General features: G+C 70.2%; 13 protein-coding genes. 7 read left to right on the plus strand and 6 right to left on the minus strand.

The features are described 5' to 3' along the window. Positions 1–167 precede the first annotated feature (167 nt). Together DIE16_RS04390 and DIE16_RS04395 are read right to left on the minus strand one after the other, a co-directional pair. Positions 168–1,472 (minus strand): HipA domain-containing protein, encoded by a 1,305-nt coding sequence (locus DIE16_RS04390; RefSeq protein ID WP_124891887.1) that lies wholly within the window; start codon positions 1,470–1,472, stop codon positions 168–170. After that, positions 1,462–1,746, minus strand: coding sequence for a helix-turn-helix domain-containing protein (locus DIE16_RS04395; protein ID WP_044843467.1), 285 nt, complete (start codon positions 1,744–1,746; stop codon positions 1,462–1,464). Before DIE16_RS04395 ends, DIE16_RS04390 begins: the two co-directional genes overlap by 11 nt. Positions 1,747–2,127: 381 nt before the next feature. Between DIE16_RS04395 and DIE16_RS04400 the strand changes: the two genes are divergently transcribed. Further along, complete coding sequence (locus DIE16_RS04400) at positions 2,128–2,838, plus strand: MgtC/SapB family protein (RefSeq protein ID WP_124570353.1); 711 nt, start codon at positions 2,128–2,130, stop codon at positions 2,836–2,838. Positions 2,839–2,913: 75 nt separating this feature from the next. Here DIE16_RS04400 and DIE16_RS04405 read toward each other — a convergent pair whose 3' ends face one another. Next, positions 2,914–5,103 (minus strand): ATP-binding protein, encoded by a 2,190-nt coding sequence (locus DIE16_RS04405; protein WP_124891888.1) that lies wholly within the window; start codon positions 5,101–5,103, stop codon positions 2,914–2,916. A gap of 363 nt (positions 5,104–5,466) precedes the next feature. On the opposite strand from DIE16_RS04405, the gene DIE16_RS04410 reads away from it, so the two are divergent. The 6 genes from DIE16_RS04410 to DIE16_RS04435 all read left to right on the plus strand — a co-directional run bounded on the left by DIE16_RS04410 (position 5,467) and on the right by DIE16_RS04435 (position 12,230). After that, positions 5,467–6,381: a TauD/TfdA family dioxygenase gene (locus DIE16_RS04410; protein ID WP_124666189.1), complete on the plus strand. Its 915-nt coding sequence runs from the start codon at positions 5,467–5,469 to the stop codon at positions 6,379–6,381. 43 nt (positions 6,382–6,424) lie between these two features. Continuing rightward, entirely contained in the window at positions 6,425–7,480 is a 1,056-nt protein-coding gene (locus tag DIE16_RS04415; protein ID WP_124891889.1) for an ABC transporter substrate-binding protein, read from the plus strand. 127 nt (positions 7,481–7,607) lie between these two features. Then, positions 7,608–8,549 carry an ABC transporter ATP-binding protein gene (locus DIE16_RS04420; protein ID WP_260434338.1) on the plus strand — a complete coding sequence of 314 codons (942 nt, stop codon included), beginning with the start codon at positions 7,608–7,610 and terminating at the stop codon, positions 8,547–8,549. Then, entirely contained in the window at positions 8,546–9,433 is an 888-nt protein-coding gene (locus DIE16_RS04425) for an ABC transporter permease (RefSeq protein ID WP_124519738.1), read from the plus strand. Before DIE16_RS04420 ends, DIE16_RS04425 begins: the two co-directional genes overlap by 4 nt. Before the next feature lie 175 nt (positions 9,434–9,608). Further along, positions 9,609–10,826, plus strand: a complete 1,218-nt coding sequence (locus DIE16_RS04430; protein WP_124570357.1) for an acyl-CoA dehydrogenase family protein — start codon at positions 9,609–9,611, stop codon at positions 10,824–10,826. A 39-nt stretch (positions 10,827–10,865) separates the two neighbouring features. Next, a complete protein-coding gene (locus tag DIE16_RS04435) occupies positions 10,866–12,230 on the plus strand; it encodes an LLM class flavin-dependent oxidoreductase (protein WP_124891890.1) in 1,365 nt (454 codons plus the stop codon). Positions 12,231–12,232: 2 nt separating this feature from the next. On the opposite strand, the gene DIE16_RS04440 is transcribed toward DIE16_RS04435, so the two are convergent. From DIE16_RS04440 to soxC, 3 genes are all read right to left on the minus strand, one after another. Continuing rightward, positions 12,233–13,432: an LLM class flavin-dependent oxidoreductase gene (locus DIE16_RS04440; RefSeq protein ID WP_124891891.1), complete on the minus strand. Its 1,200-nt coding sequence runs from the start codon at positions 13,430–13,432 to the stop codon at positions 12,233–12,235. 112 nt (positions 13,433–13,544) lie between these two features. Continuing rightward, the gene (locus DIE16_RS04445) at positions 13,545–14,093 is read right to left on the minus strand and encodes a c-type cytochrome (protein WP_124891892.1); all 549 of its coding nucleotides are present in this window, start codon (positions 14,091–14,093) and stop codon (positions 13,545–13,547) included. Next, the gene (gene soxC, locus DIE16_RS04450; protein ID WP_124891893.1) at positions 14,086–15,354 is read right to left on the minus strand and encodes a sulfite dehydrogenase; all 1,269 of its coding nucleotides are present in this window, start codon (positions 15,352–15,354) and stop codon (positions 14,086–14,088) included. The genes DIE16_RS04445 and soxC overlap by 8 nt, the downstream gene beginning before the upstream one ends. Positions 15,355–15,383: the final 29 nt, after the last annotated feature.

The raw sequence follows: 15,383 nt of genomic DNA on the forward strand, positions 1-15,383 counted from the left end.
GTTCGGCGCCCGGCCGTACGGCGGGCGCAGGTTCGCGTCTGCCGACATGCCGGCGCGGGGCGGGCACGGCGGCAACGATCGCGGAATGGGGCACCCGACCGACGCAGGACGTCGGATTGGCGATCCACCTGGACCGGCGCGCCCAGGTGCATGCTTCGTGTCCGTCCTCAACCGTGCGTCGGCCGAAGCGCGCGCCCCATCTCCGCGATCGGCATCGCCGCGATCGAATTCAGCAGCCGCGTCTCGCCGGCGTCCGGGCGCGCGATTGCCCGCACTTCGTCGAGCGTCTGCGCGACATGGCGATCGAGCGGTTCGAGAAAGCGCTGCAGTTCGCTTGCCGCCGCTTTCTCCCTGAGCCCGAGCGCCTGACCGAACGCGATCAGCGCGGCCGCATCGATTTCGACAAAGCGCATCGCGTTGCCGAGCGGCATCGTCAATTCGCAGTGCGGCCAGTGATCGCCGCGATGGTCGGGGCGGTGCGTCGGCGTGTGATACACGACCGTGCTGACGATGTCGTAGAACGGCGCGAGCCGGTAGCCGCGCGCGTCGACGAAGAACGACAGGTTCTTCAGGTGCGCGTCGGCATTGCCGACCACCACGTTGAACACGGTCCAGCGGAACACCGACAGGCGCGCCAGCGCGCGCGTGCTGGTGCGCTCGATCGCGCGGGCGAGCTCCTGCGCGTTCGCGCGCTGGTACTTGAAGCCGCGGTCGTAGTTGAGCAACTGCATCGCGTCGATCGTATGCACGCGTGCGGCCGGCGCCGACGCGACGTCGCGGTCGAACCGGTCGATCACGTAACACGCGGACGGCGCGCGCAGGAAGTGCACGTCGGGCACGTCGAGCCCCATCTTCTTCGCGAGCTTCATGCAGAAGAATTCGTTGATCGCCGAGTGCGGGTAGCCGGCCGCGCGCATGTCCGGCTTGAGCAGGTGCATCGACGGCTCGCTGCCGACCGGCTCGTACAGCGCGTAGTCGGGTGCATCGCCGCGCAGCACCAGCAGCAGCTTCTGCTGCGCGCCGGCCGCCGACATGCGCTTGGGCGCGGTGGCCGTCAGCGCGCGCTCGGGCATCGCCTGGATGCGGCGCTCGAGCTCGTCGAGCGGCAGCGGCTGCAGGCTGCCGGGCGCTTCCCGTTCGCCGTCGGCCAGCAGCGTGAGCGCGCCGGCCGATTCGCGCCCGAAGTACGCGAGCAGGCCCCACGCGTCGGCGGCGTCGACCTTCGCCTCGCGCGCGAGCGAGGTGCGCATGCCTTCCTCGGGCAGCAGGTTGTCGAAGAACCACTGGACCGGGCGATCGGTCGACGTGTCGGTGTAGGGGCCGGCGCGCAGCGCGAACGCCGGGGACAGCGGATAGGCAGCCGGGGACGCGAGCCATTGCGGGTCGTACGCGAACGACCAGATGCCCTTGTCGTCGGTCAGCGTGCCCATGCGCACGCCGTTGGCGGACGCGATCAGCGTTCTAGCCGCCATGGCTGCTCCTGCGGCGTTGCGCGGCCTTCAGCGCGGTGGCTTCCGAAATCTCGACCGACGACTCGGCGTACAGGCGCACGCCCAGTTCGCCGAGCAGCAGCATGACCTTGCCGATTTGCGCGGTCGGCTTTCCGCCTTCCACCTGGCTGATGAATTTCGGCGACAGCCCGGTCGCGTTCGCGAGTTCGTCGCGCGTGAACCCCTGCTGGAGCCGCGCGGCGCGGATGAGGTGGGCGAGCGCGCCGATCGTGTCGACGGACTGGGACTCCGACATGACGTTCTCCGTGCTTCGTATCTGATCGGGAACAGTATTGCACAACTCGCCGGCCGGGGCATCCCTTCGTATCCGTACAGGAACGGAGCGGCGAACCGGGGAGCCGGTGCGCCGTTTCGTACCCGGTCGGATACCGGGAGGCGCGGAAGCGTGACGCAGGCGATTTTCGTATCCGAACGGATGCGGAGAAGGGCGGGACCGTGACGGCGGCCCGGTCGCATGCGCGTGCGACGACTGAGCGGTCAGGGCGCTAGCCGTGCGCGCGGCGACACGCCGACACTGTGACACGCGCGCGAACCGGGCCCGAACCTTGCGCGCCGCAAGCGTCGTCCGCGGCCACGCCGCGACGCATCACGCAAGAAGATTTGCAGGGAGGCGCGCATGGAGCCGATGCCGGTCGTACTTCAGTGGGATGCGGTCCTCGTCAGGATCGTCCTGGCGCTCGTCGCGGGCGGGCTGATCGGCCTCGATCGCAGCGAATCCGGCAAGACGGCAGGGCTGCGCACGACGATCTTCGTCTGTCTCGCCGCGTGCCTGGCGATGCTGCAGGTCAATGCGCTGCTGCTGCAGGCCGGCAAGCCGCAGGACGGGTTCTCGGTGCTCGACCCGATGCGCCTGCCGCTCGGCATCCTGACCGGGATGGGCTTCATCGGCGGCGGCGCGATCCTGCATCGCGACGGCCTCGTATCCGGCGTGACCACGGCCGCGACGCTGTGGTTCGTCACCGTCGTCGGACTGTGCATCGGCGGCGGCCAGCTGTCGCTCGGCGCGCTCGGGCTCGCGCTCGCCCTCCTGGTCGTATGGCCGCTGCGGTTGGTCGAGCAGCGCGTGCGCAGCGTCAGGACTGCGCTGGTCACGGTCGAGTACGAACTGGGCTCGACGGCGCGCGAGCGCCTGACGACCGGGCTGCACAATGCGGGCTTCGCGTGCCGCACGCGCGGTTTTCGCGAAACGGCCGCGCGTGCGTCGCGCGAGGAAGAACTGCTCGTGAAGTGGCGCGAACCGGCCGACGCCGATGCGATGCTGCGTCAACTGATCCGGATCGTCGAATCGGCCGGCCTGACGTCGATCCGCTGTTCCGAGGAGAACTGAGCCGCACGGCGCTTGCCGGAACGTCGGCTGGTTCCATGCCTCGTGCCGCATTCGGCATTCAGGATCCGGCAGCGTTCAGCGTCCGGCTTCCGCACCGGCGCCGTCGTGCGCATCGCCGTCCGTCCCCGGCCGGCTCATCGCGAGATGGAGCGCGGCCGGGTCGACCGGTTTCACGAAATGCTGCAGAAACCCGGTCGCGAGACAGCGTTCGCGATCCGCGTTGCGGCCATAACCGGTCAGCGCGAGAAAGATGCACGGCGTGACCTCGGTGATCGCCTTCAGCCGCCGCAGCAGCTCGTAGCCGTCCATCACCGGCAGTCCGATGTCGAGGATCGCGACGTCGGGGCGATAGGCGCGGTACGCGGCCAGTGCGGTGACCGGGTCGTGCACGACGGCGACCTCGTGACCGGCGTCGCGCAGCCATTGCGCGAGCGTCGACGCGGCATCCTCGTTGTCGTCGACCAGCATCACGCGCCGGCCGGTGCGGCCCGGCGCCAGGTCGCGGACGCCGGGCGGCGGCTGCGGCACGGTGACCGCCACCGCTTTCGGCCGGTATTCGGGCAGCGTGATCGTAAACGTGCTGCCGCAGCCGGGGCCGGCGCTGTCCGCGCGCACCGTGCCGCCGTGCAGCGTCACGAGGCTGCGCACGAGCGCAAGGCCGATGCCTAGGCCGCCATGCGCCTGTTTCGCTTCGCCGTCGAGCCGGTAGAACGGCTCGAAGATGCTGTCGAGACGATCGCGCGGAATGCCGGCGCCGTTGTCGCACACCTCGACGATCGCGGTGTCGTCCGCGCCGCGCGCCGCGCGCAGCGTGATGTCGCCGCCCGGCAGCGTGTATTTCGCCGCGTTGGTCAGCAGGTTCGCGACGGCCTGCGACAGCCGCACCGGGTCGCCGTGGCAGCGCGCGTCCGGATCGGCGTCGACCTGCAGGCGGTGGCGGCGCTGCTCGAGCAGCGGGCTCGCGATCTCGACCGCGCGGTCGGCGATGTCGGCGAGCCGCACGGCTTCCTTCTTCAGCGTGATCTTGCCGCGCGTGATGCGCGACACGTCGAGCAGGTCGTCGATCAGCCGGACCATGTGATCGAGCTGGCGCTGGATGATCGCGATCTCGTTCGGCGTCGCGTGGCCGTCGCGGTTGCGGATCAGCTCCAGCGCGAGCGAGATCGGCGTCAGCGGATTGCGCAGCTCATGGCCGAGCACCGCGAGAAACTGGTCCTTGGCCTGATTCGCGTCGCGCAGCTCGCCCAGCAGCCGGTCGCGCTCCGCGTTCGCGGCGACGAGCTTCTCGCGCGCGGCGACGTGCTCGGTCACCTCGACCGCACTGACGATCACGCCCAGCCCGTCCGTGAGCGGCTGCGGATTGAAATGCAGCCGGTACACGCGGGCGCCGTCCGGCTCGGCGCGGTCGCGGTGCTCGCCGATCGTCGTCGAGCAGCCCTGCGCGCGGGCGGCTTCCAGTGCACGCACGATCTCGGGCGCATCGCCGCCGGGCAGCACCGCCGTCAGCGGCTGGTCGACGATGTCGGTCCGGCCGCACAAGGCCGAGAAGCGGTGATTCGCGAGCACGATCCGGTGCGCGGGGCCCGACAGCAGCGCGATCGGCAATGGCGCGTGCATCAGGACGCCGTTGCGTTGCTGTTCGGCATCCTCGCGGCGGCGGATCTCGTCGCTCAGCGCGCGCGAGCGCTGCTGCGCCAGCGCCAGCGTCGGGTGCAGCCCGCCTTCGTCGTCGCGCAGCGATGCGACGGGCAGGATGCGGCGGTGCAGCGCGCATACGTGGCGGAACGTCTCCGATTGCTCGGCGCTCGCAAACGCATCGTGCGGATAGCCGCAGTAGAGCGAGAAGCGGTAGCGCTCGATCAGCGCGTTCCATAGCGCTTCCACCCGCAGCGCCGCGGCGTACCGGTTGCGCGCGCACAGCAGCGCGACCATTTCGCCGAACGCATGCACGGGCCGGCCGGCGCGGATCGCCGCTTCGACGATCGTGCCGATCGAGCGGCGAAAGCGCGCGGGGTCGGGCAGGTCGCCATTCATGAAGCTGTCGAGGAGCGCATGCGCGCTCGACATGAAGATGCGGCCGCGAGCCGCGCCGCCGGCCGATGCACCGAGCGTGTGCAGGCGTTCGTGCACCGCCGCGAGGCAGGCGGGCCGCGCGATCACGATCGCGCTGCCGCCGGCGCTCAGCGCCTGGGCCGCGAACACGGCGACTTCCGACATGAGCTGCGCGTCGGACTCGTAGAACTGGACGAAGTGATCGGCCCGCATTGGCGCCGATTCCAGCAGGGGAGGGACTGTTTTCATCGCTCACGACCAGGCAATGCCGTTGGCGGCCGGCGATTCCGTGCCGCGGCCATATCCGGTCCGGCGCGCGCAAGCTGCGTGCCGGAGCGGCGCCGATGCCCGGCGACGCCGCGGCATCGGCCCGGCCCACGCGGGCGGTGCCGGACGGCGCTGCATTTGTAAATACTGCAGAAAGCCCGCGTCGGGTGGCGGACGCCCGCCTGCCGGCCCCGCCGTCCGAGCAGCGATCTTTATCGCTGCAGCAGATAAACGTATCCGAATCGCTTCGTTGACGCAGTGCGGCACGCGCTCGTAGATTCGCATCTTTACCGAATCAAGGGCTGTACCGTGACGACTTCCGCCATCCGCGCCGCAATATCGACGCCCGCCTTGCCGCCGGAGGCCGGCGCGCAGCGATTCGACATCGTCCCGTTCGATGCGCCGCTCGGCGCCGAAGTCGTCGGCATCGACCTGTCGCAACCGCTCGGCGCCGCCGATTTCGCACGCATCCATCGCGCGCATCTCGACCATCACGTGCTGGTGTTTCGCGACCAGCGCATCACGCCGGACGAGCACATCGCGTTCAGCCGCCGTTTCGGCCCGCTGCAGATCCACGTGCTGCACCAGTTCGCGCTGCCCGCGCATCCGGAAGTGCTGATCGTGTCGAACATCGTCGAGAACGGCAAGCCGATCGGGCTCGGCGACGCCGGCCATTTCTGGCACTCCGACCTGTCGTACAAGGAAAAGCCGAGCCTCGGCTCGCTGCTGCATGCGCAGGAGCTGCCGGCCGAGGGCGGCGACACGTTGTTCGCGAACATGCATCTCGCGTGGGACACGCTGCCCGCGCACCTGCGCCGCGCGGTCGAAGGGCGGCGTGCCGAGCACACGTATCTCGCCCGCTATGCGGAGCTGCAGGCGCGCAGCCCGTGGCGGCCGAACCTGTCGGCCGAGCAGATCGCGCAGGTCGAGGCGGTGGTGCATCCGGTCGTGCGCACGCATCCTGAAACGGGCCGCAAGGCGTTGTTCGTCAGCGAGCATTTCACGACGCGCATCGTCGATCTGCCCGAAGACGAAAGCCGCGCGCTGCTCGACGAACTGTTCGCGCACAGCGTGCGCGCGGAGCATCTGTATCGGCACCACTGGCGCGAGCACGACCTCGTGTTCTGGGACAACCGCTCGCTGATGCATCTCGCGGCCGGCACGCCCGACCATCTGCGCCGCAAGCTGTACCGCACCACGATCGAAGGTGACGCGCCGTTCTGAACGGCACGTCCTGGTTCGCCGCCTCATTCTCACTGGAGTTCCGATGTCGTTTCCGCTTTCGCCGGCCCTGCGCCGCACGACCCTGGCCGCGCGCCGCGCACTGGCCGCCACGCTCACCGCGGCGCTCGCACTGGCCGCCGCCGGCACGCCGCAAGCCGCGCACGCGGAAGGCCGCATCCGCATCGCCGAGCAGTTCGGCGTGGTCTACCTGATGCTGAACGTCGCGCGCGACCAGCAACTGATCGAGAAGGAAGGGCGCAAGGCCGGCCTCGACATCAAGGTCGACTGGGTGCGTCTGTCGGGCGGCGCGGCCGTGAACGACGCGCTGCTGTCGGGCGCGGTCGACGTCGCCGGCGCGGGCGTCGGGCCGCTGCTGACCGTGTGGGATCGCACGCGCGGCCGGCAGAACGTGAAGGGCGTCGCGTCGCTCGGCAATTTTCCGTACTACCTCGTCAGCAGCAACCCGAACGTGAAGACGATCGCCGACCTGGGCGCGAAGGACCGCATCGCGGTGCCGGCCGTCGGCGTGTCGGTGCAGTCGCGCGTGCTGCAGTACGCGGCCGCGAAGCAGTGGGGCGACAAGCAGTTCGACAAGCTCGATCCGCTCACGCAGGCGATCCCGCATCCCGACGCGACGGCCGCGATTCTCGCGAACAGCAACGTGATCACGGGCCACTTCGGCAATCCGCCGTTCCAGGAGCAGGAACTCGCGGGCAATCCGAACGCACACATCGTGCTGAATTCCTACGACGTGCTCGGCGGCCCGAGTTCCGCGACGGTGCTGTACGCGACGGAGAAATTCCGCGACGAGAACCCGAAGACGTACCGCGCGTTCGTCGCCGCGCTCGCCGACGCCGCGCACCAGATCGCGGCAGATCCCGACCGCGCGGTCGATACCTATATCCGCGTGAACGGTTCGAAGATCGATCGCGCGTTGCTGCTGAAGATCCTGCGCAATCCGCAGGTGCAGTTCAAGACGGCCCCGGAGAACACGCTGAAGCTCGCGCAGTTCATGTATCGCACCGGCGCGATCCGCAACGAGCCGAAGTCGTGGCGCGACTACTTCTTCGACGATCCGGCGACGGCCGGCGGCAGCTGAGCGGGCGTGGCGCTGCGGCGCCGCGATCGACGCTTATGCGTCGACGCGGTTTCGATATGTGCAATCGTTGGTTGGGCCGCGCGCGGTGCCGCCGTATGTTGATGCTTTACCCGCAAGAGTTTCGATCGTGAACGCCACTTCTCCCCGAATCGGGCTGCCGCCGTACGCGGCGCGCGGCGCCGCCGCACCGCCCGCCCAACCCGTCACCGACACCGACGCGGCGAGCAGGCCGGCATCCGCGTCCGCGCCGGCCGGCGCGCACAGCGAGCGCCTGCTGGCGATCGATCGCGTGAGCCTCGAATACCGGAGCGGCGCGCGGATCGTGCGCGCGACCCATCAGGTCAGCTTCGACGTGTATGGCAGCGACCGTTTCGTGCTGCTCGGCCCGTCGGGGTGCGGCAAGTCCACGTTGCTGAAGGCGATCGCCGGCTTCATCGAGCCCGTGTCGGGCTCGATCGCGCTCGACGGCCGGCCCGTGCAAGGGCCGGGCCCCGACCGCATCGTCGTGTTCCAGGAATTCGATCAGTTGCCGCCGTGGAAGACGGTCGTCGAGAACGTCGCGTTTCCGTTGCGCGTGGCCGCGAAGCTGTCGCGCGCCGAAGCACGCGAGCGCGCGCTGCACTATCTCGACAAGGTCGGCCTCGGTGCGTTCGCCGATGCCTATCCGCACACGCTGTCCGGCGGCATGAAGCAGCGCGTCGCGATCGCGCGTGCGCTGGCGATGCAGCCGCGCGTGCTGCTGATGGACGAACCGTTCGCCGCGCTCGACGCGCTCACGCGCCGCAAGATGCAGGAGGAACTGCTGCGCCTGTGGGACGAGTTCCGCTTCACGCTGCTGTTCGTCACGCATTCGATCGAGGAGGCGCTCGTCGTCGGCAACCGGATCCTGCTGCTGTCGCCGCATCCGGGCCGCGTGCGCGCGGAGCTCAACAGTCACGATCATTCGCTCGACAGCGTCGGCAGCGGCGACTTCCGCGAGCGCGTCGCGCGCATTCATCATCTGCTGTTCGATACCGACGTCGCGGACGAAACGCGGGCCGCACCGGCCACGGAGGGCATCGCATCATGAGCACGATCGATCCGGTCCTGCCGCCGCTGCCGCCCGTGCGCGCCGAATACGTGCGCCCGCTCGACCCGCCGCCCGACGCCGAACGTGCGGCGCCCGCACCGCTTTGGCGCCGCATCGTCGGCGCGAGCGGGTTTCGCCGCGCGGTCATCGCACTCGTGCTGATCGCCGCATGGGAAATCATCGCGCGCATCGTCGCGAACGACCTGCTCGTGCCGACCTTCGGCGCGACGCTGGCCGCGTTCGTGCAGGGCATCGCGTCGGGCGAACTGCTGGTGAAGACGGGTATCTCGATGTCGGTGCTGCTGCGCGGCTATGCGCTCGGCGTATTGCTCGCGTTCGTGCTGACTTCGCTCGCGGTGTCGACGCGCATCGGCCGCGACGTGCTGTCGATGCTCACGTCGATGTTCAATCCGCTGCCGTCGATCGCGTTGCTGCCGATCGCGCTCCTGTGGTTCGGGCTCGGCACCGGCAGCCTGCTGTTCGTGCTCGTGCACGCGGTGCTCTGGCCGCTCGCGCTCAGCATGTACACGGGGTTCGCCGGCGTGCCGGCCACGCTGAAGATGGCCGGGCGCAACTACGGCCTCACCGGCCTGCGCCAGATCGCGCTGATTCTCGTGCCGGCCGCGCTGCCGTCGATCCTGTCGGGGCTGCGCGTCGGCTGGGCGTTCGCGTGGCGCACGCTGATCGCGGCCGAACTCGTGTTCGGCGCGAGCGCGGGGCAGGGCGGGCTCGGCTGGTACATCTTCCAGAACCGCAACGAGCTGTATACCGACCGCGTGTTCGCGGGCCTCGCGGCCGTCATCGTGATCGGCCTGCTCGTCGAGCATCTCGTGTTCGATACGCTCGAACGCGTGACGGTGCGCCGCTGGGGCATCCCGCACTGACCGTATCGATGCGCGTGCGCGCCGCATTCCCGGCGCACGCATAACCAAAGCTGAAATCGGTTTTTCACGCGCACCGGATGCGTCCCTATACTTTTCGGTGCTGCCTGCGGGCTGCGGCGACGGCCTGCGCAATCGTGCGGCGGGCCGTCGCTTTTCGACGATGAGGAACCGCTGCATGAATGCCCGTCATGGTGCCGAACCGCACGACGCGTTGCGCGCCGCGCTCGCCGCACTGCCCGAACTCGCGACGGCGATCGGGCGCGACGCCGCGCAACGCGAGGCGCGTCGCGAACTGCCGTTCGAAGGCTTCGCACTCTTTCGCCGTTCCGCGCTCGGCGTACTGAGGATTCCGGTCGAACGCGGCGGCCTGGGCGGCACGCTGGTCGACCTGTTCGAGACGATCGCGACGCTCGCGGCCGCCGATTCGAATCTCGCGCACGCGCTGCGCATCCACTACGACCTGACCGAGACGCTGCGGCTGTCGCCGTGCACGCCGTTCAACGACGTGCAGCTCGAGCGCGCGCTGGCCGGCGCGATCTTCGGCGGCGCGTCGACCGAGCGCGGCACGTCGCGGCCGGGCGAGAACACGACCGTGCTGCGCCGCGACGGCGCGCACCATCGCGTGACGGGCCGCAAATACTATTCGACCGGCACCGCGTTTGCCGATTTCGCGCGCATCAACGTGGAGAACGAGCAGGGCGACGCGCTCGCCGTGATCATCCCGGTCGCGCGCGACGGCGTGCAGGTGCTCGACGACTGGGACGGCATGGGCCAGCGCATGACCGCGAGCGGCAGCCTGTTGCTGCACGACGTGCAGGTATTCGCGGACGAAATCGCGGCCCGCGACGGCTCGACGCTCGTCGGCCGCCATTGCGGCGCGCTGCGGCAGCTTCATCTCGTCGCGACGGGCGCGGGCATCGTGCGCAACGTGGCGGCCGACGCGCGCCGCTACGTGCTCGAGCATGGCCGGCCGGTGCTGCACAGCCCGGCGGCGAGCGCGCGCGACGATCATTTCATCCAGCAGATCGTCGGCGAGCTGTCGGCGCACAGCCACGCGATCGACGCGCTCGTGCGCGACAACGCGCGTGCGCTCGACCGCTCCGCGGACGCGATCGAGGCCGGCGCGGCGGACGCGCACGAACGCGTGCTCGACAGCGCGCTCGCGACCGCGCGCACGCAGCTGATCGTCGGCAAGCTCGCGCTGTACGCGGCCGAACGGCTGTTCGAAGTGGGCGGCGCGTCGGCGACCGCGCGCGTGCACAACCTCGACCGGCACTGGCGCAACCTGCGCACGATCTTCAGCCACAACCCGCTGCTGCACAAGGCGCGGGTGATCGGCGACTACGACCTGAACGGCGTGACCACGCACCTGACCGAAGGACGCGTGTTCTGATTCCGCTGCACCCGCAGCCCACTTTCCGGGAGCTCCCCGATGACGACCCGCACCGGCCACCTGCACCTCGGCGCGTTCCTGTATCCGACCGGCCATCACATCGCCGCGTGGCGCCATTCCGGCTCGCAGGCGGACGCCGGTGTCGACTTTCGTCATTACGTGCGGCTCGCGCAGGCGGCCGAGGCCGCGAAGTTCGACCTCGTGTTCCTCGCGGACGGCGTCGGCACGCGCGGCGACGACGTCGAATTCCTGAGCCGCACCGCGCACAGCTACGTCGCGCAGTTCGAGCCGCTGACGCTGCTGTCGGCGCTCGCGGCCGTCACCGAACGCATCGGCCTCGTCGGCACCGCGTCGACGAGCTTCAACGAGCCGTTCCACATCGCGCGCAAGTTCGCGTCGCTCGACCACATCAGCGGCGGCCGCGCCGGATGGAACCTCGTCACGTCGTCGAGCGCGCACGAAGCGCGCAACTTCAACCGCGATGCGCATTTCGATCACGGCGAACGCTATGCGCGCGCGGAGGAATTCGCCGACGTCGTGCGCGGACTGTGGGACAGCTGGGACGACGACGCGTTCGTGCGCGACCGTGCCAGCGGCCGCTTCTTCGACCCGGACAAGCGCCACGTGCTCGCTCATCGCGGCCGCTTCTTCCGGGTGGACGGGCCGCTGAACGTGCCGCGCGCGCCGCAGGGGCAGCCGGTGATCGTGCAGGCCGGCTCGTCGGCGGCCGGCACGCGGCTGGCCGCGCGCACGGCCGAGGTGATCTTCACCGCGCAGCAGACGCTCGACGACGCGGTCGCGTTCTACGCGGACGTGAAGGGGCAGCTTGCCGCGTTCGGCCGCGACCCCGACACGCTGAAGATCATGCCCGGCGTCTTTCCGGTGGTCGGTCGCACCGAGAGCGAGGCGAAGGAGAAGTTCGACGCGCTGCAGGCGCTGATCGACCCGAAGGTCGGGCTCGCGCTGGTGTCGGGCCTGACCGGCGGCGTCGACCTGTCCGCCTATCCGCTCGACGGCCCGATCCCGCCGCTGCCGGAAACGAATGCGAGCAAGAGCCGGCAGACGCTGACGCTCGAGCTCGCGCGCCGCGAGAACCTGACGATCCGCGAGCTGTACCTGCGCATCGCGGGCGCGCGCGGTCACTGGCAGCTCGTCGGCACGCCGGAGCAGATCGTCGATGCGCTCGAGGAACGGTTCGTGCATTACGGCGCGGACGGCTACAACGTGATGGCGCCGACCCTGCCCGGCGGCCTCGACGATTTCATCGCGCTCGTGCTGCCCGAATTGCGTCGTCGCGGGCTGTTCCGCAGCGACTACGCCGGCAGCACGCTGCGCGATCACCTCGGATTGCGGCGCCCCGCGGCGCGGCGCGCGTCGGCCGTGCCCGGCGCGGCGGCGGCCTGAGTTCAGCGCCGCAGGCCGGCGTCGCGCAGCAGCGGCAGCACGCGTGCGCCGAAGAAGTCGAGATCCGGCCTGAAGTCGTAGAAGCTCAACTGGATGCCGTCGATGCCCGCGCGATGCAGCCGCACGATGTAGTCGGCGACTTCCTCGGGCGAGCCCGTGATCGAGATGTTGCCGCCGATCGCACGCGCGGCCGCCTGCGCGCGTTGTTCGAAGCCGCCGCGCCACGCATGGGCGTCGCTGTCGAAGCGGTGGAAGCTGCCTTCGTCCGCATGCGCGACGATCGCGTCGCGGTACGCGCGCGCCTCGGCCGCCGTCTCGCGGCAGATCACGAGCGGATTGAGCAGCGTGCGGATCGTCCTGCCGCGCGCGGCGGCGGCCGCCTTCACGCGGGCCGTATGCGCGGGCAGCGCGTCCAGCGCGAGATCGACGTCCGGGCCGGCCGGGCTCGTGACGAACACGATGTCCGAATAGCGGGCCGCGAAATCGATGCCGGCGTCGGAGCCGGTCGCGTTGATCAGCAGCGGGCGGCCGTAGCGCGGCTTCGGCGTGACGAACGCGCCGGAGAGCCGCCAGCTCGACAGCGCGGGCGCATAGCTGAAGTTGTCCGGCTGGGCCCAAAGCTGGCTGACCGCGTCGACGAACTCGGCGGCCATCTCGTAACGACGGTCGTGCTCGATCCGGTTCCAGCCGAACATCTCGTGTTCGATCGCGCGGTGGCCGGTCACGACGTTGATGCCCCAGCGTCCGCGCGAGATGTGATCGAGCGTCGCCGTGAACTTCGCGAAATGCAGCGGATGCCACGGCCCGTAGAGCACGTGGCTCGTCGCGACGAGGATGATCCGTTCGGTGCGCGCGGTGAGCGCCGCGAGCGTCATGAACGAGTCGAGCGCCTGGCCGTCGAACACGCCGCCGTAGCCGCCTTTCGGCAACCACTGCGACAGCGCGAACACGAGATCGAAGCCGAGCGCCTCGGCGCGCGCGACCAGGTCGGCGTTGTAGTCGAACGTCCAGTCGGTCGAGCGCGGCAGCGTCGAGGCGCTCCAGCCGCCGGCCTGGATCGGCAGGAACAGCCCGAGCATCAGCGGCTGCGCGAGCACGCGCGACGCGGGGCTGTCGGGGAAATCGGCCGGCGAACGGACGTCGACGAACGGCGGCGTCACGAGCGGCGCGTCGGCCCGAGCGGCGGCGGATGTGTCGGTCAAGGTAGGCTCCTCCCTGCGCGGCGCGCTGGCGCCGAACGAAAAAATCCGGCACGCGATGCCGGCAGTCTTGCCGGGCCGTTCTGCGTCGTGCCGGCCGGTGGATCGCGTCGCGTCACAGTCGTCCCGGCCGCGGGTCGGGCACGAAGCCGTCGCGGTTCGGCATCCTGACTCGCGGCAGCGTGTGCGCGTCGAGCGTCGTGTCGTCCGGCACGATGCCGTTCAGGTGCAGCACGTAGGCCGTGACCGCATAGACTTCGTCCGCGCTCAGCGACTGCGGCGCGTTGTACGGCATCGCGCGGCGGATGTAGTCGAACAGCGTCGTCGCATACGGCCAGTAGCTGCCGACCGTCTTTTTCGGCTTCGCGCCGGCCAGCGAGTCGAGGCCGCCGACGAGCGGATCGCCGACGCCGCCCTGGCCGCCGGCGCCGTGGCACATCGCGCACTTGTCGGCGAACACGTGCGCGCCGCGTGCGACCGTGCCCGCACCGGGCGGCAGGCCGCCGCCGTCGGGCGCGACGTCGATGTCCCATGCGGCGAGCGCCGCGCGGTCGACCGGCTGACCGAGGCCGAAGCCGGCACCGAACGCAGGTAGCGCTGACGACGCGAGCGTGCCCGACACGACCGCGCACGACGCGAGCCGACGCACGATCGTGTTACGCATTGCGCACCTCCCCGTCCGCGCCGACGCGCCAGTTCTGGATGCCGTTGTAGTGGTATTGCGAATTGACGCCGCGTGCGGCGACGAGCGCGTCGCGGGTCGGCTGCACGTAGCCCGTTTCGTCGGTCGCGCGGCTTTGCAGGTCGGCGGGCTCGCCGTTCCAGACCCAGTCGGCTTCGAAGCGCGTCAGCGCGCGATCGCGCACGTCGCCCGCGAGCCGCGCGGCGCGCCAGGTGCGGCCGCCGTCGGTCGAGACGTCGACCGCGCGCACCCGGCCGCGCCCCGACCACGCATAGCCGCTGATCGGATAGTAGCCGTGCGATGCGAGCCGGTGGCCGGCCGACGGGCGCGTGATCACCGATTTCGCGTCCATCTCGAACACGAACTGGCGGGCGCAGCCGTTCGGCAGCAGGCTCGTGTATTTCGACGTTTCCTCGCGCGTCATCTCCGGCGCGCGCACGAGCTTCAGCCGCCGCAGCCACTTGATGTTCGTGTTGCCTTCGAAGCCCGGCACGATCAGCCGCACCGGGTAGCCGTTCTCGGGGCGCAGCCGCTCGCCGTTCTGCGCATAGACGACGAGCGCGCGTTCGAGAATCCGGTCGAGCGGCAGGCTGCGCGTCATCGCCGCGCCGTCCGCGCCTTCGGCGAGCAGCCACTGCGCGGCCGGATCGATGCCCGTTTCGTCGAGCAGCGTCGACAGCCGCACGCCCGTCCATTCGCAGCACGACAGCAATCCATGCGTGAACTGGACGGGCAGGCCGCTCGGGCCGTTCCATTCGCTGCCGGTATTGCCCGAGCATTCGAGGAAGTGGATCCGCGATTCGGACGGAAAGCGCAGCAGGTCGTCGAGCGTGAAGCTGCGCGGCTCGCGCACGAGGCCGTGCACGACGACGCGGTGGCGTTGTGCATCGATCTCGGGCACGCCCGCGTGATGGCGCTCGTAGACGAGGCCGTTCGGCGTGATGTCGCCGAACAGGTCGGCGAGCGGCGTCATCGACGAGCCGGAGCCGGGCAGCGCCGGCGTGCGCGCGCTGCGACGGATGACGTCGCGTTCGTGCGCGCCCGGCAGGCCATACGGTGGCGACAGCAGCGGTGCGCCGGGCGTGCGCGTCCACGGCGGCACGTCCAGCGGTGCGAGCGGGGCGAGCGGCTGGCCCGCGAGCGCGCCGCCGGCCGGCAGCATCGCGGCGGCCCAGCCGCCGGCGAGCTGGCGCAGCGCCGCGCGTCGGCCGGCGCGGCGTGGGCGGGAAGGAGAGTCGGTCATGAGAGAAGCCGTGCCGCGCGCGGGCGCGG

The organism is Burkholderia sp. Bp9090, from assembly GCF_003857985.1.
Taxonomy (GTDB): domain Bacteria; phylum Pseudomonadota; class Gammaproteobacteria; order Burkholderiales; family Burkholderiaceae; genus Burkholderia.